This window comes from Paenarthrobacter sp. R1 (assembly GCF_030264015.1).
GTDB lineage: Bacteria > Actinomycetota > Actinomycetes > Actinomycetales > Micrococcaceae > Arthrobacter > Arthrobacter ureafaciens.
In genome coordinates this window covers 1,613,136-1,631,972 of sequence record NZ_CP127115.1, presented here as the reverse complement: position 1 = coordinate 1,631,972, position 18,837 = coordinate 1,613,136, and the positions used below count along the sequence as shown (strand labels likewise).

20 protein-coding genes are annotated in these 18,837 nt (G+C 65.3%); 5 read left to right on the top strand and 15 right to left on the bottom strand.

The window, feature by feature from the left end:
* The 3 genes from QN084_RS07935 to QN084_RS07925 all read right to left on the bottom strand — a co-directional run bounded on the left by QN084_RS07935 (window position 1) and on the right by QN084_RS07925 (window position 1,917).
* Window positions 1–360: a YciI family protein gene (locus QN084_RS07935; RefSeq protein ID WP_021474093.1), complete on the bottom strand. Its 360-nt coding sequence runs from the start codon at window positions 358–360 to the stop codon at window positions 1–3.
* 94 nt (window positions 361–454) lie between these two features.
* Complete coding sequence (locus QN084_RS07930; RefSeq protein WP_021474094.1) at window positions 455–1,270, bottom strand: class I SAM-dependent methyltransferase; 816 nt, start codon at window positions 1,268–1,270, stop codon at window positions 455–457.
* A gap of 80 nt (window positions 1,271–1,350) precedes the next feature.
* Complete coding sequence (locus tag QN084_RS07925; protein ID WP_069696817.1) at window positions 1,351–1,917, bottom strand: MarR family winged helix-turn-helix transcriptional regulator; 567 nt, start codon at window positions 1,915–1,917, stop codon at window positions 1,351–1,353.
* A 231-nt stretch (window positions 1,918–2,148) separates the two neighbouring features.
* Between QN084_RS07925 and QN084_RS07920 the strand changes: the two genes are divergently transcribed.
* Both QN084_RS07920 and trxB read left to right on the top strand, forming a co-directional pair.
* Window positions 2,149–4,320: an MMPL family transporter gene (locus QN084_RS07920; RefSeq protein WP_069696782.1), complete on the top strand. Its 2,172-nt coding sequence runs from the start codon at window positions 2,149–2,151 to the stop codon at window positions 4,318–4,320.
* Between the two features lie 63 nt (window positions 4,321–4,383).
* A complete protein-coding gene (gene trxB, locus QN084_RS07915; RefSeq protein WP_021472909.1) occupies window positions 4,384–5,361 on the top strand; it encodes a thioredoxin-disulfide reductase in 978 nt (325 codons plus the stop codon).
* A gap of 11 nt (window positions 5,362–5,372) precedes the next feature.
* Here the strand turns inward: trxB and QN084_RS07910 are convergent, their stop codons facing one another.
* Genes QN084_RS07910 through QN084_RS07900 form a run of 3 tightly spaced genes read right to left on the bottom strand, consistent with a single transcriptional unit; the run spans window position 5,373 to window position 6,846 of the window.
* Complete coding sequence (locus QN084_RS07910; protein ID WP_021472908.1) at window positions 5,373–5,663, bottom strand: type II toxin-antitoxin system RelE family toxin; 291 nt, start codon at window positions 5,661–5,663, stop codon at window positions 5,373–5,375.
* Window positions 5,660–5,935, bottom strand: coding sequence for a type II toxin-antitoxin system Phd/YefM family antitoxin (locus tag QN084_RS07905; RefSeq protein WP_021472907.1), 276 nt, complete (start codon window positions 5,933–5,935; stop codon window positions 5,660–5,662). Before QN084_RS07905 ends, QN084_RS07910 begins: the two co-directional genes overlap by 4 nt.
* A gap of 32 nt (window positions 5,936–5,967) precedes the next feature.
* A complete protein-coding gene (locus QN084_RS07900; RefSeq protein WP_043427191.1) occupies window positions 5,968–6,846 on the bottom strand; it encodes a prephenate dehydratase in 879 nt (292 codons plus the stop codon).
* Between the two features lie 198 nt (window positions 6,847–7,044).
* Between QN084_RS07900 and QN084_RS07895 the strand changes: the two genes are divergently transcribed.
* The 3 genes from QN084_RS07895 (at window position 7,045) to QN084_RS07885 (ending at window position 9,712) form a co-directional block, all read left to right on the top strand.
* Window positions 7,045–7,686: a LysE family translocator gene (locus tag QN084_RS07895; RefSeq protein ID WP_021472905.1), complete on the top strand. Its 642-nt coding sequence runs from the start codon at window positions 7,045–7,047 to the stop codon at window positions 7,684–7,686.
* Between the two features lie 46 nt (window positions 7,687–7,732).
* Complete coding sequence (locus QN084_RS07890) at window positions 7,733–8,545, top strand: hypothetical protein (RefSeq protein ID WP_021472904.1); 813 nt, start codon at window positions 7,733–7,735, stop codon at window positions 8,543–8,545.
* Between the two features lie 129 nt (window positions 8,546–8,674).
* A complete protein-coding gene (locus QN084_RS07885) occupies window positions 8,675–9,712 on the top strand; it encodes a zinc-dependent alcohol dehydrogenase family protein (RefSeq protein WP_031216691.1) in 1,038 nt (345 codons plus the stop codon).
* 80 nt (window positions 9,713–9,792) lie between these two features.
* Here QN084_RS07885 and QN084_RS07880 read toward each other — a convergent pair whose 3' ends face one another.
* Genes QN084_RS07880 through QN084_RS07840 form a run of 9 tightly spaced genes read right to left on the bottom strand, consistent with a single transcriptional unit; the run spans window position 9,793 to window position 18,771 of the window.
* Window positions 9,793–11,019, bottom strand: coding sequence for a pyridoxal phosphate-dependent aminotransferase (locus QN084_RS07880; RefSeq protein WP_021472900.1), 1,227 nt, complete (start codon window positions 11,017–11,019; stop codon window positions 9,793–9,795).
* Between the two features lie 43 nt (window positions 11,020–11,062).
* A complete protein-coding gene (locus QN084_RS07875) occupies window positions 11,063–11,998 on the bottom strand; it encodes a PASTA domain-containing protein (RefSeq protein WP_062098183.1) in 936 nt (311 codons plus the stop codon).
* 45 nt (window positions 11,999–12,043) lie between these two features.
* A complete protein-coding gene (locus QN084_RS07870) occupies window positions 12,044–12,520 on the bottom strand; it encodes a hypothetical protein (RefSeq protein WP_139126924.1) in 477 nt (158 codons plus the stop codon).
* 13 nt (window positions 12,521–12,533) lie between these two features.
* Entirely contained in the window at window positions 12,534–13,091 is a 558-nt protein-coding gene (locus tag QN084_RS07865; protein WP_069696816.1) for a phage tail protein, read from the bottom strand.
* Window positions 13,084–15,690 (bottom strand): putative baseplate assembly protein, encoded by a 2,607-nt coding sequence (locus QN084_RS07860; protein WP_069696780.1) that lies wholly within the window; start codon window positions 15,688–15,690, stop codon window positions 13,084–13,086. Before QN084_RS07860 ends, QN084_RS07865 begins: the two co-directional genes overlap by 8 nt.
* Entirely contained in the window at window positions 15,687–16,121 is a 435-nt protein-coding gene (locus tag QN084_RS07855; protein WP_021472895.1) for a GPW/gp25 family protein, read from the bottom strand. The genes QN084_RS07860 and QN084_RS07855 overlap by 4 nt, the downstream gene beginning before the upstream one ends.
* Before the next feature lie 25 nt (window positions 16,122–16,146).
* Window positions 16,147–16,485: a hypothetical protein gene (locus tag QN084_RS07850; RefSeq protein ID WP_021472894.1), complete on the bottom strand. Its 339-nt coding sequence runs from the start codon at window positions 16,483–16,485 to the stop codon at window positions 16,147–16,149.
* Window positions 16,486–16,498: 13 nt separating this feature from the next.
* Window positions 16,499–18,019, bottom strand: coding sequence for a phage baseplate assembly protein V (locus QN084_RS07845; RefSeq protein WP_069696779.1), 1,521 nt, complete (start codon window positions 18,017–18,019; stop codon window positions 16,499–16,501).
* Complete coding sequence (locus QN084_RS07840) at window positions 18,016–18,771, bottom strand: CIS tube protein (protein ID WP_069696778.1); 756 nt, start codon at window positions 18,769–18,771, stop codon at window positions 18,016–18,018. The genes QN084_RS07845 and QN084_RS07840 overlap by 4 nt, the downstream gene beginning before the upstream one ends.
* Window positions 18,772–18,837: the final 66 nt, after the last annotated feature.

Here is an 18,837-nt window from a genome sequence, read left to right as displayed (position 1 = left end):
CTAGACCTCCGGCGGGCCGTCCGGGATGGCGCGGAGTTCAACCACTTGCGCGTACTTGACGATGCTGGAGCAGATCTCCACGGCCCGCTCCTCGCTGGCGACGTCCACCACCCAGTACCCGATCAGGGACTCCTTTGCCTCGGCGTAGGGGCCGTCCGTGGTGATGACGCCGTCCGGGGTCTGCTTGACCAGCTTGGCGGTGCTTCCGTCTGCCAGTCCGGCGTTGAACACAAGTTCACCGGAATCACGAAGATCCTTGTCGATCTGGATCATGAAACCGATCATTTCCTTGACCCACTCCGGATCAGCGGTCTCCATCATGCCCTCGGCGGAACCGAACATCATGATCATGTACTTCATCTCTGAACTCCTTGGTGAGGGGCTCCCTGTGTGGGGGCCTTCACTCATAGGTCGGAACTGATACCGGATTTTCTACGTGGTTCGGCAAACTTTTTTACGCCCGGGCTATGACTTCGCCGTTGGGGATGAGGAAGTAGCCGTCCTCGGTGGCTCCCCAACGATGCCAGCCCGCTGCAATGCGGGCAAGGTCGGCCTCGTTGGCGAAGCCGTATTCAAGAGCCTGCTCGGCGAAGGCCGAATGCAACACGCGTTCGCTCCAGACCCTGGATTGCCACGCGCGTTGCTGGGCCGTGGCGTAGAGCCAGTTGCTGCTGCTTGGCGAAACCTGTCCGAACCCGGCCTGCTGCGCCCACGAGACCAAGCGGCGTCCGGCGTCGGGCTCGGCGCCGTTGCGGCGGGCGATCTTCTGGTAGAGCTCCATCCATTCGTCCAATTCGGGGACTTCCGGGTACCAGCTCATGCCGTGGAAGTCGGCGTCGCGAACCGCGACGATGGCCCCCGCCTTTGCGACCCGCCGCATTTCGCGCAGCGCTGCCACGGGGTCGGTCAGGTGCTGGAGGACCTGGTGGGCGTGGACGAGGTCGAACGACTCATCCTCGAATTCGAGGTCGTAGATATTGCCGGTGCGGAACTCGACGTTGTCCACGCCGCGGTCCTTCGCCAGCTCGGCGGCCTGGTTGATGACATCGGGTGAGCGGTCCAGCCCGATCACGTGCCCGGGGGCGACCAGCCGCGCGAAGTCGCACGTGATGCTGCCCGGTCCGCAACCGACGTCGAGCACGGCCGTTCCGGGCGTCAGGTGAGGTATGACGAACGCGGCCGAATTCTCGGCGGTCCGTGAGGCGTGGGCCCGGACAACCGACTCGTGGTGTCCGTGGGTGTAGACATCTTCTGGCTGCTGCTCGTTCATAGGGAAACGCTACAGCTTGCCCACTGAACTAGGTCGCAATTGTGCGCGTTTTCAGCGGTCAAAACGCGCACAATTGCGACCTAGTTGGGTTCGGGGTGGGGCGGTTTGGTGGGTTCGGGGTGGGGTGGGTGGGTTGCTTCGTGGCGCGCTGCGATGGTGGCCTCCACCATGTCCGTCATGAAGCGCTGCACCAACTCCAACTCTTCAGGAGTGTAGGCTCCCATCGCTTTGCCCATCCGCAGGGCGAGGGGAAGGAACATGGCGCTGCCATCCTGGTAGGCCTTGGGGGTCATGTGGAGCTGGACCTGCCGGCGGTCGGAGCCCAGGCGCTCGCGGGTCAGGTGGCCGGACGCATGGAGCCGGTCCACCAGCGCCGTGGTGGCAGGCGAGCTCAGCCGCAACTCGCTGCGGAGGACCCCGGGGGTTACTACGCGGCCTGCTGCCGAGTGGCGCATGATCACGGCCAGGGCGTTGAGGTCGGTGCGGTGCATCTCCTTTCGCCCTCCGGCAGCGTCCACGTAGTGGTTGGCCTCGAGGGTGAAATCCTGCAGCACGCGCACGAGGTCCTGCGTCAGCCCGCCCTGAGGCGGCCCGCCGGACGGGGGCGGGTCCGGTTGCGTCCCGGGCCCGGGCGGCCCGCCGGGCATGGCCCCGGGTTGCGGGCGCTCCGTGGCCTCGTCAGCACTCTGGGGGTGTTCGGCCCAAGTCTCAGCCATGCTCACCCTCCTGCTTTCATGATTGCCGCCCTCCGGATACTACTCCCGCTCCGGACCCACGAGGTATTTCCGAATCAGAGGATTGGAATAGTTCCACCATGGAGATACTCTATTGTCTAATAAATAGTAGACCCCGCCCACCCCTCCCTGGAAGAAGGACTCATGACATCGAAGGTGCCTTTCTGGCTCAGATGGTTAGTGCCCGTGGTGCTTGTCATCACGTGGCTCGGCATCGCGGGCATTGGTGGACCGACGTTCGGCCGGATCAGCGAAGTCTCCTCGAACGATCAAGCATCGTTCCTGCCTGCAAGCGCTGAAGCGACAGCTGCAGCGGAGTGGCAAGCCAAGTTCCGCGACTCCGAGGAAATTCCCGGCGTCGTCATCATCGAAAACGATTCAGCCTTCACACCCGCACAGCTCGGCGAAGCAGCCAAGCTGAAGGCCGACATTGAGGCACTCAAGCTGGGCAGCGCCGTCGTGGGCCCTATCCCGTCGGAAGACGGCAAGGCTGTCCAGTTCATCGTCCCCATTGCGTCCTCGGATGAGCTGCGCGAGAAGGTCAAGGAGCTCCGCGACGTGGTCCAGCCCGGCGCGCCCGATGGCATGCAGGCCTTCGTGACCGGACCCGCCGGACTCACGGCGGACCTCGTGAACGCCTTCGGCGGCATCGACGGCATCCTTCTCCTGGTGGCCCTCGGTGCGGTGTTCATCATCCTGCTTCTGGTGTACCGCTCAGTGGTCCTGCCGATCGCCGTGCTGCTGACCTCGGTCTTTGCGCTGTCAGCAGCCATCCTGTTGGTCTTCGGCATGGCAAAGGCCGGCTGGATCCAGCTCAACGGCCAGAGCCAAGGCATCCTCTCCATCCTGGTGATCGGCGCGGCAACCGACTACGCGCTCCTCTACGTTGCCCGGTTCCGTGAGGCGCTGACCCACACCACCAACCGAACGCAAGCAGTTCTCACCGCGTGGAAGGCGTCGTTCGAACCGATCCTGGCCTCCGGCGCAACCGTCATCATCGCTCTGCTCTGCCTCCTCTTCTCCGACCTGAACTCGAACAAGGGCCTTGGGCCTGTGGCGGCGGCCGGTATCGTATGCGCCCTCCTGGCGGCACTGACCCTCCTTCCTGCTTTCATGGCTTTGCTGGGCCGCGCGGCCTTCTGGCCTTTCCGGCCCAAGCTACTGCCCGACGACGAACGCGAACCTGAGCTGGTCACCGGACTTGAGGGGCAAAAGGGTCTGTGGCGCCGTGTGGGTTCGCTGGTTTCCAAACGGCCGCGCATCGTATGGGTCGCCTCCGTCCTGCTCCTTGCGGTCGCTTCGATCGGCATTACGCAGTTGAAAGCCAACGGTGTTCCGCAGACCGACGTCATCCTGGCCAAGTCCGACGCCGTTGACGGCCAGGCAGCACTGGCGAGGCACTTCGACGCCGGCAGCGGCAGCCCCGCCGTCGTGGTGGTTTCCGAAGGCAGCGCCCGGCAGGTGCTGGACAAGGTCAAGGCAACCAGCGGCGTCAGCGACGCCTACCTCCTGGCCGAAGGCAACATTCCCGTTACCGGCGCTCCGGGAGCGCCGGCTGACCCGGCCGTCCGCGACGGGCGGGTACTCATCAACGCGACCCTCAGCTCCGCGGCGGACTCGCTCGAGGCGGAAGAGACCGTCAAGGAACTGCGGACGTCACTGAAGGAAGTGGATTCCGAAGCGCTGGTGGGCGGCATCACGGCTACCGCCCTGGACACCAACACCACCGCCCAGCGGGACCTGGTGGTGATCATTCCGATCGTGCTGGTGGTCATCCTCTTCATCCTGATGCTCCTGCTCAGGTCCGTGGTGGCCCCCGTGCTGCTGGTGTTGTCCGTAGTGCTGTCCTACGGCGCGGCGATGGGCGTCTCCGCATGGGTCTTCAACGGGATCTTCGGATTCGCGGGTGCCGACGCCACGGTGCCGCTGTTCGGCTTCGTGTTCCTGGTGGCGCTCGGCGTGGACTACAACATCTTCCTGATGAGCCGCGTGCGCGAGGAATCGCTCAAGCACGGCACCCGTCCGGGCATCCTCCGCGGCCTCGGCGTCACCGGTGGTGTCATCACTTCGGCAGGCGTGGTCCTGGCAGCCACGTTCGCGGCCCTCGGTGTCATCCCCATCATGTTCCTGGTTCAGCTAGCGTTCATTGTTGCCTTCGGCGTGCTGCTGGATACCGTCCTGGTGCGCTCGCTGCTGGTCCCCGCCCTCGCCTATGACATCGGAGACAAGGTCTGGTGGCCGAGCAAGCTAAGCCGTGGCAGCTCCCGGTCGCGCGTCCAGGCAAGCGAGCAGGACAAAGCGCCTGTGAGCGGATAACCCTTGATTGCTTGGCGGGTACTTGTTGCACTTGATGGGTACCCGCCGAGCCAAGGAGATTTTGTGAGCACGCAACAGCTGATCATCATAGGGTCCGGCCCCGCCGGCTACACCGCAGCAATCTACGCCGCCCGCGCGGGCCTCAAGCCCTTGGTCCTGGCCGGTTCCGTGACGGCAGGCGGGGCCCTCATGAACACCACCGAAGTGGAGAATTTCCCGGGGTTCCCCGAGGGCATCCAAGGCCCGGAGCTGATGGATGGCCTCCAAGCGCAGGCGGAAAAGTTCGGCGCTGAAATAGTGTTCGACGACGTCACCTCCGTGTCACTGCAGGGTCACCTTAAGTCGGTGGTCACCGGGGCAGGGGAGACCCACGAAGCTCCGGCCGTCATCCTTGCCACCGGGTCGGCCTATAAGGAACTCGGTCTCCCGGAAGAGAAGAAACTCAGCGGCCATGGAGTGTCCTGGTGTGCCACGTGCGACGGCTTCTTCTTCCGCGAGCAGGACATCATTGTGGTGGGCGGCGGCGACTCCGCCATGGAGGAAGCAACCTTCCTGACGCGGTTCGGGAAGTCCGTGACCGTGGTGGTGCGAAAAGGCGAGCTGCGTGCCTCCCGCATCATGGCCCAGCGGGCGAAAGACAATCCAAAGATCCGCTTCGCGTGGAATTCGGCAGTGACGGCCATCCATGGCGATTCCAAGGTCACGGGCGTAACCCTCACGGATACGCGGACCGGTGAAACCCGCGAGCAAGCGGCAACCGGGATCTTCGTTGCGATCGGGCACTTGCCCCGCACGGAGCTCGTGGCCGGCCAGGTTGAGCTCGACGCCGAGGGCTACATCAAGGTGGATTCGCCTACCACATGCACCAACCTGTCCGGGGTCTTTGCATGCGGCGACGCCGTGGACCACCGGTACCGCCAAGCGATCACCGCCGCGGGCACCGGCTGCGCGGCCGCGTTGGATGCTGAACGGTACCTCGCAGCGCTGGACGACGTGGACAGCATTGCCACGGCATTGGTGGAGGAACCGACGCACTTCTAGGTGCTGACGAATCAGCGAGGTTTGTAGACATCTGCGCGGTGCTGAATTCGATGGACATAGAGCACGTGGTCCTCGATGTCGAGGGTGAACAACACGCGGTAATCACCTCGGCGGGCGGTGCGCATGCCAAGAAGTTCATTGGTCAGGGGTTTGCTGAGGCGGTGTGGGTTGCCTGCCAGGGCCCCGGTTATGAACTCCACTATGGCGGAGGCGGCCTTTTCGGGAAGCCGATGAAATGTTTTCAGTGCCGGACTTGTGACCTGAATGTTCCACGGCTCGCCCTCCAAGCTGGAATTGCTCACCGGGGAGGCAGTCCGAATTCACGGCGCAGGTCATCGCCGCTTACTGTGTTGCCCTCTGCGATATCGCGGCGAGCCTGTGCAAGATCCTCACGTAGGCCCGGTTGGGACAGCCAGTGGATGGTTTCCTGAAGTGATTCCAGGTCATCCGCAGACATGAGGACGGCCGACGGGTGTCCGTGGCGAGTGATCTGAATGATTTCGTGTGTGGTGTCTGCTTCTTCGACCAAGGCCGAGAGTTTGTCCTTGGCCTCGCTGAGGGGAACCGTCTTCATGACCCAATTCTAGCCAATTATCAGGCTAATAACTAGCCTAATATTTGGCTTGCACCCGCGGTCTCTGTGCTCTTTGCGCGGTACGCGTCTGCCGGGTAGACGCCAAGGACCCGGACCTCGGTGGTGAAGAACTCGAGTTCCTCCAGGGCCCGCCGCAACCTCGCGTCTTCCGGATGGCCTTCGACGTCGGAGATGAACATGGTGGCCGTGAACTCGTTACCCACCATGTAGCTCTCGAGCCGTGTCATGTTGAGGCCGTTGGTCGCAAATCCACCCAGTGCTTTGTACAGCGCGGACGGAACGTTGCGGACGCGGAACACGAATGTGGTGATAGCCGGGCCGGGAAGCTCCGCCTTTGTGGGAAGGGCAGTCTCCCGCGCCAGCACTACGAAGCGGGTGGTGTTGGTGGGATCATCTTCGACTCCCGAGGCCAGCACCTCCAGTCCGTACAGCCCGGCAGCAAGCGGCGGGGCCAGGGATAACTTGCGGGGATCGTTCCAGTCCCGCACCTCGCGGGCCGAACCGGCGGTGTCACCGGCGATAACAGGCTTCAGTCCGGCTTCCCTGATGATCTTCCGGCACTGGCCCAAGGCGTGGATGTGGCTGTGGACTTCCGTTGCCCCTTCGATGGTGGCGCCGGGGATTCCCAACAGGTCAAAACGGATAGGCAGGAAGTACTCGCCCACAATCTGCAGGCTGGATTGTGGAAGGAGGATATGGATGTCCGCCACGCGCCCGGCAATGGAGTTCTCGATCGGGATCATGGCCAGGTCCACGTCGCCGTTGGATACCAACTCAAAAACATCCTCGAAGCTGGCGCAGGGCACGCTCTCGTATCCGGGGTACATTTCCTTGCAAGCGAGATCGGAATTGGCTCCCGGTTCGCCTTGGTACGCAATCTTCTGGGCCATGGTGCTCATGGTTTCACGCGAGGCATAGGGCTGCGCAAAAGCGTCCACCTTATGGCCGGTCCGTAGCGAGAGCTGGTGCTCAGTATGCCAAGTCGAGGCCGAAGTGCTTCTGCAGCTCTTCCAGGCCGAAATCAGTCACCTTAAGCGCCCGGACGAGCCAGCTTCCGCTACCTGCGGGTATGCCCCACAATCAGTCTTGTGACTCTCGCATCCCTCGCTGCTTTCGCCGGGCTTTGCCTGGTGCTGTCCGTAACTCCGGGCCCTGACACCTTCCTGGTGCTGCGCATCGCTTTGAACAGGCCGAGCGCTGGGATCGCTGCCGCTGCCGGCTCGGCGGGCGCGGCGATCGTCTGGGCAGCGCTGGTAGGCGTCGGTCTCGCCGCGATCCTTGAGCAGTCAGCCGAGCTGTTCCGGTGGATCAAGATCGCCGGTGGCCTCTACCTGCTGTACCTCGGCATTTCCTCCTTCATCAAGTCCCGTAAAGCCGCCAAAGCCGGCATATCGGGGGACGGCCAGGACGCACCCCTTCCGTACAGCAGGCTCTCCGCTGTGGGTGCCGGGGCGTTGTCGACGTTGCTCAACCCCAAAGTGGGCCTGTTCTACCTGGCCGTGGTCCCGCAGTTCATCCCCCACGGCGGAGACACCATGGGAACGTCCCTCATCCTGGGCGTCACGGTGGCCGTCATTGCCTTCGCCTACCTTTCCATGGTGGCCGTGGTGGCGTTCAAGGCCATGCGGTGGCTCAAACGCCCCAAGGTGAACACTGTGGTTGAACGGGCCAGCAGTGGAATCATCGCGGGATTGGGCGTGGGCGTAGTGGCATCGGGGGCTAGCAGCTAGCCCTGCATCCCCTTGTAACTGGAACGCGCGGTGCCACAATTGACCCATGACCGCAGCGTGGTCGATTCGTGGAGGATTCCGCAGTGGGCCGGATCCCGGTGCGCTGCGCCGTCCGTTCTTCATCGCCGCCGTCGTCGTATTTGCGTTGGTGATCCTCACCGAAGTGGGCATGTCGCTGGTACTGGGCCAAACCGCCGTCGAACCTGTTTCTGCCGATGAGGCAGGGAGGCTGGGCGTCCCGCTGGATGTCTTCCTGAAAACGCAAAGGGCCGACGCCGATCCGCCCGGTACCGGCATAGGTTTCCTCGCGTTTTTGGACGGCTTGCTGCTGTTCACGGTGGTGATGCTCGGACTGAGCCTGATCATGGACCTGCGCGCCTACGGGCGGATCCAAGGCATCGTGACCCTGGTGGTGACGTTCCTCTGGGTGATCGCAGCTTTCCTCACCGCGATGCTGGCCCTGGCCAAGCTGTTCCTGATGATCGGGCTGTTTGTGGCCACACCGTTCGGAACACTGGCCTACCTGGCGCTCTGGGGAAGCTTCCCCAAGGGGCAGGCCGCAGCCATCCTGGGCCTTCTGTTGCTCCTGAAGATCGTTTTCGCCGTCCTGCTGATCCTGAGCCAGCCGAAGTTCTTCAAGATCACGGGGCTGGTGTTGCTGCTGGCACTCTCCGTGCTGCTGCAGGTGATCCTTGGGGTGATCCACGGCTTCCTGCCAGGGCCGCTGGTGTCCATAGGGGACCAGTTTTGGGCACTCATCACCGTGGTTGTTGCCCTGGTGTGGGCCGTGGTGATGCTGATTGCCTCCATCCCGGCGATCATCAATGCTCTCCGGGTGAGTGGCTCGGTGGGGGACTAGGCCCCGGAAGTCGAGCTCGCCGGGTTCGCGGGAAGCCTGCGCTTTCGCAGGGAGGCTTGGCCCTCGCCCGCACGTTTCCCGCGAAGCCGCGAGCCAGCGTTAGAGACAAGCCCTTGTAGAGTCGAGAGCGTGCGAGCAGTGATTTTTGACGACGTCCGAAGCCAACCCCACGTAAGGGAAGTTGCCGTCCCCGAAGCGCCTGACGGCGGTGTTGTGGTCAAGGTCGTGGCCACGGGAATGTGCCGCAGCGACTGGCACGCCTGGGCGGGACACGACGACATCGCCCTTCCGCACGTTCCGGGCCACGAACTCGCAGGGGTGATCGCCGCCGTCGGGCATGGCGTGACGCGCTGGAAGGCCGGCGACCGCGTCACCGTCCCGTTCGTCTGCGGTTGCGGCACCTGCGAATGGTGCCTCGCCGGGGACGCACAGGTTTGCCCGGACCAGCAGCAACCCGGGTTCACTCATTGGGGATCGTTCGCCGAGTATGTGGCCCTGCACGCTGCGGACAGCAACCTGGTTGCCATTCCTGACGGTGTTGAATTTACGACGGCGGCAAGCCTCGGCTGCCGCTTCGCCACCGCATACCGGGCCCTCGCTGCCCGGGCAAAGGTGAAGAGCGGAGAATGGGTAACGGTCGTTGGTGCCGGGGGTGTAGGCCTGAGCGCTGTGATGATTGCCAAGGCGCTGGGGGCACGGGTGGTGGCGGTGGACCGTAACCCGGAAGCGCTCGCCGTGGCGGCCCGCGTGGGTGCCGACCATACCGTGCTGGCTGACGGGACGGACATTCCCGAAGCCGTCAACCGGCTGACCGGTGGTGGCAGCCACGTGGCAATTGACGCCGTCGGAAGTGAACAGACGTGCGCCGACGCGATCCTTAGCCTTCGCCGGCGGGGACGGCACGTGCAGATCGGCTTGTTGCCTTCCATCAACGGGCACCCGCGCGTCCCGATGGATCGGGTGATCGGCTGGGAGCTTGACCTGTTGGGCAGCCACGGCATGGCAGCGGTGGACTACCCGGGCATGATGGCGCTCATCGAGCAGGGCGCGTTGCAGCCGCAGATGCTCATTGAACGGACAATCGGCCTGGAGGAAGCGGCGGCCCTTTTGCCGACCTTCGACACAGCGACCGTGGCCGGGATGACCATGATCGACCCGGCGCGCTAATTGCCCCCATCTGGCCCAACTGGGTCGCAGCACCGCGCGTTTTGAGCCGTCAAAACGCGCACAAATGCGACCTACTTGGGCTAGTCGGCGGGGCGGTTGCGGTACGCGGCGAGGAAGTGCGAGATCCGGCGGACGGCTTCCTCGATGTCCTCGACTGCAGGAAGGATCACGAACCGGAAGTGGTCCGGGGTGGGCCAGTTGAAGGCCGTGCCGTGGGAGATCAGGATCTTCTGTTCCTGCAGGAGCTGGAGGACGAACTTCTCGTCGGAGTCGATCGGGTAGATCTCCGGGTCCAGCCGGGGAAAGAGATACATGGCGCCGGCGGCGGGAACGCAGGAGACCCCGGGAATGGCCGTCAACAGCTTCCATGCAAGATCGCGTTGTTCCCGCAAGCGGCCACCGGGACGGATCAGGGCCTCAATGCTCTGGTAACCGCCGAGGCAGGTCTGGATGGCATGCTGCGCGGGAACGTTGGAACACAAGCGCAGGGAAGCCAGCAGTTCCAAGGACTCCCGGTAGGCGGCGGTCGCGGCGAGGGGCCCGGTCACCGCTACCCAGCCGGCACGGTAGCCGGGCATCCGGTAGGCCTTGGACAGTCCGCTGAACGTCAGCACGCAAATGTCGTCCGCAATGGAAGCCGTGTGGATGTGCGGGGCGTCGACGTACCGGATCTTCTCGTAGATCTCGTCGGAAAACAGCACAAGATCGTGCTTCCGGGCGAGCGCCGCGAACTGGTCCAGGATGTGCCGGGGGTAGACGGCGCCGGTGGGGTTGTTCGGGTTGATGATCACGATTCCGCGGGTGCGCGGGGTGATTTTGGCTTCGACGTCGGCCATGTTCGGCCACCACTGTTCGTCCTCGTCGCAGAGGTAGTGGACGGCTTTGCCGCCCGTGAGCGTGACGGCGGCGGTCCAGAGCGGGTAGTCAGGCGCCGGTACCAGGATCTCGTCGCCGTTCTCCATGAAGGCCTGGAGGGTCATGGAGATGAGCTCGCTAACCCCGTTGCCGATGAAGATGTCTTCCACGCCGATGTTCATCAATCCGCGCGTTTGGTAGTACTGCGAGATGGCTGTGCGGGCGGAGAAAATGCCCTTGGACTCGCTGTAGCCCTGGGCTCCGCGGATGTGGTGGATCATGTCCACCACCACGGACTCCGGCGCTTCGAGTCCGAACGGGGCGGTGTCTCCGAGGTTCATCTTGAGGATGCGGTGCCCTTCGGCTTCCATGACCTTGGCGGCCTGGAGGATAGGACCACGGAGTTCGTACCGGACGTTCTGGAGTTTGCTGGAGTGCTGCATCGGGCGCATGGTTGATCTTTTCATGTCGCAAGGCCAAGCGAGTAAAAACGCCTCAAGGTTGCAGCCTCTGGACGCAGAACTGCGGATTGGTCTTGCAGATGTTGGGCAGGGGGTCCAGGACGATGATTGACCGTGGCTCGGTCCGCACCAGGACCAGGGCGTTGACGTTGACCTTGGTACCGACGTCGGGATTCACGCCCACCACCACGCAGGGCCGGAAGAGCGGCTCAAACGCGGAACCGAAGCATTGCGAGCCCTGGGTGAAGTCCAGCTGGATTTTCGCAGCCTGGAACGCAGTCTTGGCGTCCTCGATCCGCTTGCCCAGGACGTCCGGCACTGTGGGGCGCGCAGGAATGGCGACCTCGATGTTGACGGTGCTGCCGCGGCCTGCGGTTTCGCCGCCATTCGGGGTCTGCTTGACCACGGTGCCTTCGGTCTCGGCGCTTTCCACCTGGCTGCTGCCGACCTTGAACCCGGCATCCGTGAGGATCTTCACCGCTTCGGCCTCCGGTTTGGCCTTCACGTCCGGGACGTTGGCGTCCTTGAAGATGAAGAACAGGATTGCGCCGACGATCGCCAGGAGCACCACCCCGCCGATGATCACCCACAACCACGGGAACGGTTGCGGCGGCTTGGGTGCCTCGGCCGCCGGCACCTTGAGGGTGACCACATGCGCCTGGTCGGCGTAGTCCTCGGGAGCGTCATCCGCGGAATAGGCGATCAACTTCACGGGGTAGTTCCCTGCCGTTGCACCTGTGGTGTCGAAGTTGACCACGTACTGTTCGGTGGCGCCGGCGGCTATGGTCCGGAGCGGGTTGGGGATGGTGGTGTACGTCTTCGACGGCGGATTGGTCACCTGCCCGGGGAAGGCGCCCAGGACCACGCGCTCGGCTTCGGGCGAGCCGTTGGTGACTGACGCCGTGAGTGATCCTTTGCCGTCCTTGAGAACAACATCGGGGGAGCTCAGCGTCATGGTGATAGTGGTCATGGCATAACTCCTCTGTGGACGGTTGCGAGGGTAGTCAGGGTCATTTCAGCCTCCGGGTTCCAGCAACTGGAGCGCACAGGCGCCGATCAGCCGGCAGGTGATGCCCAGCTCTCCGCCCGAGGTCCCAAAAGTCAGGTCCACGGTCTTCCCGGGCCCGGACTCCTGCTGGGCGCGGGTCCCTTGCAGGAAGAGGGTCACCGTGACGGGCTGTTGGGGAGCCAGCCTGGCCCGCTTGGTGGGTGGCCCGAAGTAGAACAGCCCGCCGCCGAAATCTTTCACCGCCAGCACGCATCCTCCGTTGACCACCAGCTGGGCGTCCGACACCGTGCAGGAACCAGCCGTGACGGTGAAGTCCGCTGCGGTAAGCCGTGCGCCGCCGCCCGCTCCCGAGATGCCTGCCTGCCAGTCCGGGGCGGCATTGTTGTTACCGCCGCCGCAGCTGACACCGAACACCAGCACCAAGACGGCGATCACCCCGCAGGCGATCACCACCAGGATCGGCGTCCGGTTCTCCTCGTTCATCGCGGGCAACCGTTCATCCAACGTCACCCGGTTCCGGCAGCAGTACCAGCTGGTCCGTAACGTGCGCCGGCTTCATGCCTTTGACGATCCGGCCCACCAGATCAAGGTGCCCGGCGGCGTCCGCAGGCACCAGCACCTTGATGTGGAACTCACCTGGGACGGATTCGACGGCGAACCCGGGGACGCCCGTCGCAAGGTGCAGGAACCGGGTGAGCCCATCCACTGTGCCGCGCCGGGACGAGAGGTCCGCCGCGGCGGCGATGAGGTCCCGCTGCCTCGCGACGGGAATGGTGCCGGGACGTGTACTGTCCGCTGTGGCCGTGCCGGGATCGGGCAGCGTCAACCAGTCCAGGTCCACCCAGTGCGAGAGGAATGGAATCAACGACGCCGGTGCGCGCCTTGGGTCCGGAACGGTGTGGATGCGGTCCAGGACTTCCCGGACGGGCCCCTGCATATCCTCGGCCACGGCCATGAGTGCCCGCATGGCAGGGCTCGTGTCCGCGGCTACCTGGAACACCTCCGGGAGGACCTTGAGGAGCCTGGACCCCGACGGTTTCACGGGATCATCCATGGCCATGGACCACCTCAATCCGGTGGTCTCCGGAACAGAACAACCACGTGTCCGGCAACGTCACCACATCCGCCACCACACGGCGTGTGCAGCTCGCCCAGGACACGGCGTTGTCCGTGCTGCGGTATACGCCCTTGGGCCCGGCTGCAAGCACCATGGCCGCTCCGCCGGGGCCAACAGCGCCCGAAACAGACCGCACGGGCTCAAAGCGGGTCCGGTCACGCAGGGGCAGGTTGCAGTTCACATCGGGGACGCTCCACTGCGCCGAGGCCTGTCCCAGCTGCAACCGGAGAACCCCGCCGCTTTGGGTGGCAGCGTAGGCGGCGTTGCCCATGACATGCACGCCCCAGCAGCTGCCGCCGGTCCAACCTGCACTGAACTGCTCCCAGGACTCCATGAACTGCTGGTCGAAGTCAGTCCTGCCCAGTTCATCAATCTTCAGCCGGAGGCAACCCGTCCCTGTGCCCTCAGGAACCGCGCGCCCCACCCACACGTAGCTTGCGCCGCCGTCGTACTGGACCGTCAGGCAGCGGATGTCCTCCCCGGCTGCCTTGACCTGTTTGAAGCTTCCGGCGGTTCCGGCGTCCGGGGAGAGCCACACGCCCGCCGACGCCTCGGCCGCCACCACCACGCCCGTCCTGCCGCGGATATCCACCAGGGCGTCCACGGCGTAGAAGCCGCGGTCCGGCTGGCTGGTGTCCACCACGTTCTGGACCGGGATGGCTCCTTCCGTAACGGGCAGTTCGTACAGGCCGCGCTCGCCGGCCAGGAGCAGCAGGGGCTCGCCTTGGCGGTCCACCCAGCACAGGTCTGCCACCACAAAGCCGAGCTCCGCGGCCTTCCGCCATGACTCGCCAAGGTCCTCGCTGATGTAGATCCGGGAGCCCGTGCCCGTGACGGTGCTGACCGCCACCATGCCGGGGTGGCGTTCGGGTCCGGCCCGGCCGGGTGCGGGGGAGCGGAAAGGTGCAATGGAACGGACGGTTTCGTCGTCCCCGTCGGCGAAGTCGGCGCACGCCTCCCAGCCGTCAGCGGCGTTCGTGGTCCGGAACAACGTCCCGTCCTGGCCCACGAACCACGTATTGTCCTGGCCCTCGGCCTGCACCAGTCCCACCGCATCGGTGTCCGGTACCTTGTCCACTTCCAGCCGGACGCGGTCAACGTACTGGACCCCGGGCTCGGCTTCCTCCATGGCCCGGTAGAGGTTGGAAACGCGCAACGGCTTGCCGAAGCCCGAACCGTAGGATGACGCATCGGAGCCCAAAGGACTGATGCTTTCTGACAAGCGGCCCACGATCCGGTTCTTCACAGCCTGGGCGTCCTCGTCGGGACGGACCACGATCCGTGCATCAACCAGCACCTGCTTGTAGAGCCCCCACCGCACCACCGGTTCGGCGCCAACGGTGGATCGCCTGCGAAGATACGCTTCCACTTCGGAGCGCACCTCTTCCCGCGACTGGGCTTCGAGATCCGCGGCGCGCACCGGACTGTGCCCGGGGCCGCGACCGGCGGGGACAAACGGCACCAGCACAATCTCCACTTCCCCCGGACGCGCGAACGCCCACAGGTCCCTCCGCGTGAAGGCCCGCGCCCGCGCCACCCCGCCGTGGCGGCGTGCCAAAACCTCATAGTCGCGAACGGTCACCGCACGGTCACGCGCTTGGAAATCCTGCGGCGCGCGGCGAAGGGCGTTCTCCAACGACTCCCCGTCGCGGCCTCCCGTGGCAGGCTCCGGATTGGTCACCTTGGCCCCCGGCACCGGCGTCCGAAGCACCGTCAACTGCCCGGCCCCGACGTTGCCCGACGCGCCGCCGCCGCTGCGGTACCAGGCCCGGACCTCTGCTCCCGGACCGGGGACCAGCGACGGGTCCGACCTCCCGGCCGACTCCTCGTCCCACCACGCGAACATCACGACGCCGGCACTGCGGTCGATCCGCACCGGCACCTCCCCGGGGCCCGCGTCGGCGAACGCCTCCACCTCCTGGCAATAACGGAAGGGTTTGCCGTCCACCAGCACCGCCTCGCCGCTGGCAAGCCGCGTCCCCGGTGGAACCTCGACGGCGATTGCCAGGCCGGCGCCGGAAACGATCGGTGCATTGGGGATCACCATGCTCTGGCCCGGCCTGCCTGTTCCCGTACCGATCGGGATGGCGTCGTACATGGTGACGTCGGCTGCGGCGACCAGGACGCTCGCCTGGCCGGACGCCAGAGTGGCTGCCGCCGTCGTCGTGAATAACGGCTGTGATGTCCCCGGCACGCCGGGCGGGCAGCTGACCTGGGTGCCGCGCGGGATCCGGATCTCCTCGTCGGCATTCGCCGCGGACGCGCGGCTGAACTCCAACACCGTCTCAGCGCAGGACGGCGGATAAAGGGCCGTGCCGAGGAGGTTCAGGTAGACGGCGTAGAGCTTGTCCGGGACCCGGTTCACCCGGTACATGAGGGTATCGGTGAGGTACGCGAAGGCCTCCACGATGGTGATCCCGGGGTCGTGCACGGAAAGGTCAGTCCACTCGGGCGCTACCTGCCTGATGCGCTCGCGGGCCCCTGCCACAAGGTCGGAAAAATCGCGGTCGTCGAGGTTGGGGACGGGGATGCTCACGCCACACCTCCGGATTCGACGGGAAGGGCTATGACAATCTGGTCCTCCATGTGCGAGGTGCGGACCCGGTACTTGAGCCGCACCTCAAGGACCTCGGGAGCCTCCGGAGACCGCGAGGCATCCAGGGAAAGGACCGTGATCCTGCGCTCCCACTGCTCAACCGCCCTGGCCACATAGTGGATCGCCAGCCCGGCCGTGGTGTCGTCAGCCGGCGCGAAAGCCAAGCGGAACAGATGGCAGCCGTAGGTGGGACGGTTCACGCGTTCGCCGGGCCGGGTGCTCAAGAGGAGCAGGAGGGCCTGGCGGATGGAGGCGGCGTCGGTCACCGTGGCGAGCCGTCCCGCCGGAGTGATCCTCAAGCCTGGAGGCCCCGCCGCGGCGTCAAAGTCGGGGTGGATGAAAGCCGCTGATTTGTAGCGCGGGGTGCTCATCGTCCGCGGCTTCCCATGATCCGGCTCATGATCCGGCCCCCACCAGCGTCTGGCCCGGCCGGCGGACCGTGTACTTGACCGCGCCCGGAGGGGTCCCGTCCGTGAAACCCTCCACAGTGTCCAGGCACACGGCCTTGCCGCCGATCCTGATGAAAGCCGAATAGCCCCTGATCACCGGCAAGGTCTTCCGGCAGGGCTTGATGTTGATGCTGATATGCGGGCACATGGAGATGTCCCGGCCCTGCGGATCCGTTGCCACCAGGACGGGAGAACCCGTGACCCGCACCCACTCCTGCGACGGCACGTTCTCCACCTTGCCGTCGTGTCCGCACCGGAGGATGGCTTCTTTGACCAGGACCTTCATGCCGCCTCCATGCTCAGGCTTCCTCGAAATCCACAGACTTGGCCCTGATCTTCATGGCCCTGCCCGGAGCTTCCAGAACAAGGTCCGTCGCGGCGGAAATCCGGAGCTCGTCCGGTCCCAAATGCACCGATGAGCCGTGCCCGTCCGTGAAGCTGACCGTGCGCGCACCGCCGTCGAGCATGATCTGTTGGCCGTCCGCGCTGCGGAACGTATAGCGGCTCTCGCGGGGCGTATTCACGTGATGGTCCGGCGGCTGTTGGGCGCCGTAGAGCCCGCCCAGGACGATTGCCTGGGCGGGGTCGCTCGCCGGGAGCAGAACCAGGACGTGGTCGCCGGGGGCAGGGGGCGCCACCATTCCCTTGCCGGGGCCCGCGGCCGCCATGAGGACAGGTGCCCACGGGGTTTCCAGGTCCGGATAGGCAGGCAGCCGGACCCGGACCCTGGCGCGGGCCTCGGGATCGTTGGTGTCCGCGATGGCTCCAAGGGTGAAAACATCCGGCCTGCGTTCGGGGACGGGAGAGGACGGCCTGGTGGTCAGCGTGGTTTCGTAGCCGGTGCCGTCCAGCCTGTGTGCTGCGCTCGCGATCAAGTATGTACCCTCAACGGACGCCGATACCCCGGTGATCCGGACCCGGCCACCCGCCCTGAGCTTCGGGTTGCCCTCCGCGATGAAAACACCCGACACCTGGCCTGCGATCCTGGCATCCAGCTCAGCCTGCGCAAGTCCGGCCGCGAGCGCCGGCGAGTCGAAGAGCTCGTTGTCCCGGATGACGTCGCCACCTGCGCCTACGCTGGCCAGGCCCGGGTCTGCGGTGACGTGGGCTTTGGAGTCGCTGGTGCTGGTTTCTGCTTGGTGGAGGGAAGCATCCTCCGCACGCCAGCCGTGAGTTGTTGCGCCGGCATAGGCGGGCTCCTGGCTGACCTCGATCTCGGCCGAGTGGAGCGTGGAGCCAAGCGTCAGTTCCAAGGGTTCGCCTTCGCCGTCGAGCCCCACGAGCTTCAGGTTGCCGTCATGGGCGACGGGGTAGGCGCCGACCCTGGCGCTTTGTTCAACCAGCAGGCTCAGGTCCGTGCGGGCGCACTGGTAGACGTGGCCCAGCCGCTGATTACCGCCCACCACGCTCAGGCCGGTGCCTTCGCAGAGGGTTTTGGCCAGTGTTGCGAGGTCGGTGTCCTCGTGGAGCCGCGTGTATTGGCGTTTCCTCAGCCGGTGCAAGGCATCATAGGCGCGGATGCGGATTTCCTGGCCAAGGTCGGCCCCGTAGCCGTACTCCACCACGGTCACTTCGCCGGCGAACAGCGCCGTCCGTTGGCCGCCCAGCTCCACCCGGAGCGCGTCCCCGGGTGCGGGGTCAACCCCGCCGCGCGCCGCAGCAGTGCGTCCCGGGCCGGGGCGCCAGGAAATGAGGCATTGGGCCGGCCTCGCCAGGGAACTGAGGACATTGACGGAGACGATCGCTGCCGTTTCCGCCGTGGTGAGGCGTCGCCGGCCCAGGGTGACGATCAGCTCGGGAAGTCCTTGGAGTTGCCTCATGACGCCTCGCCCATGGGTGGGACGGCCAGGGGGCCGTTGAAGTGCGCGGGATCATCCACGTTGTTGTATTCAAGGAGCAGTTTCCAGAGCAGGGGCGTCCCGAATGCTTCAATGGACAAGCGTCCCAACTCGGCCGGCGGCACCTCGGGAAGGAGCCCGCCGTCGGGAGTCAGTGCGTCCCGGTCTGTGCTGCCGTCGCCGGTGACCGGCAAGGTATCCACCGGCGGTGCGGTCAGGTCCACGGGAGGAAGCCTCCGGGCGAGTTCGTAGTTCTCCCCGCCTTCCTCGTCCGCGGCTTGGCCGACGCGGACGAACACCATCCGCATCCAGGAACGGAGGGGCGAACCGTCCGGGGCGAAGCGGTCAAAGCGCTCCGCCACTTCCGTCACGATGCCCGGCACGTTCCACGCGCGGCCCCACACGAACCGGACCGACGGCGGCCGGCGCTGGCGTTCCACTTCGGCGCTGTTTTCCGCGAGCGCCCAGATGGGGCGGGTCATTTGGCGGACGTCCTGGACGTGGAGCGACGCCGGCGCGAGGTCGACGTCGAAGAGGAGATCCAGCCGCAACTCGGTGTGGCCGCCGCCTGTGAAGAGGAGGGGATCGTCGGCCAGGCCGGTGCCGCTCAGCTTGCCGCCCGCGCTTCTTCGGGGCTCAACACCGGCGGAGCGTTGCATCACCACCGTTTCCGGGTTGAGGAGGCAGCCCAAGTGTTCCCCGGTGTCCTCGATCAGGAAAGCGACCCGTTCCATGTCAGAGCGCTCCGTGTTCCTGGTCAATCCGGGTCTGCCGGGCCATGGCACTGGTCAGGGTTGCCC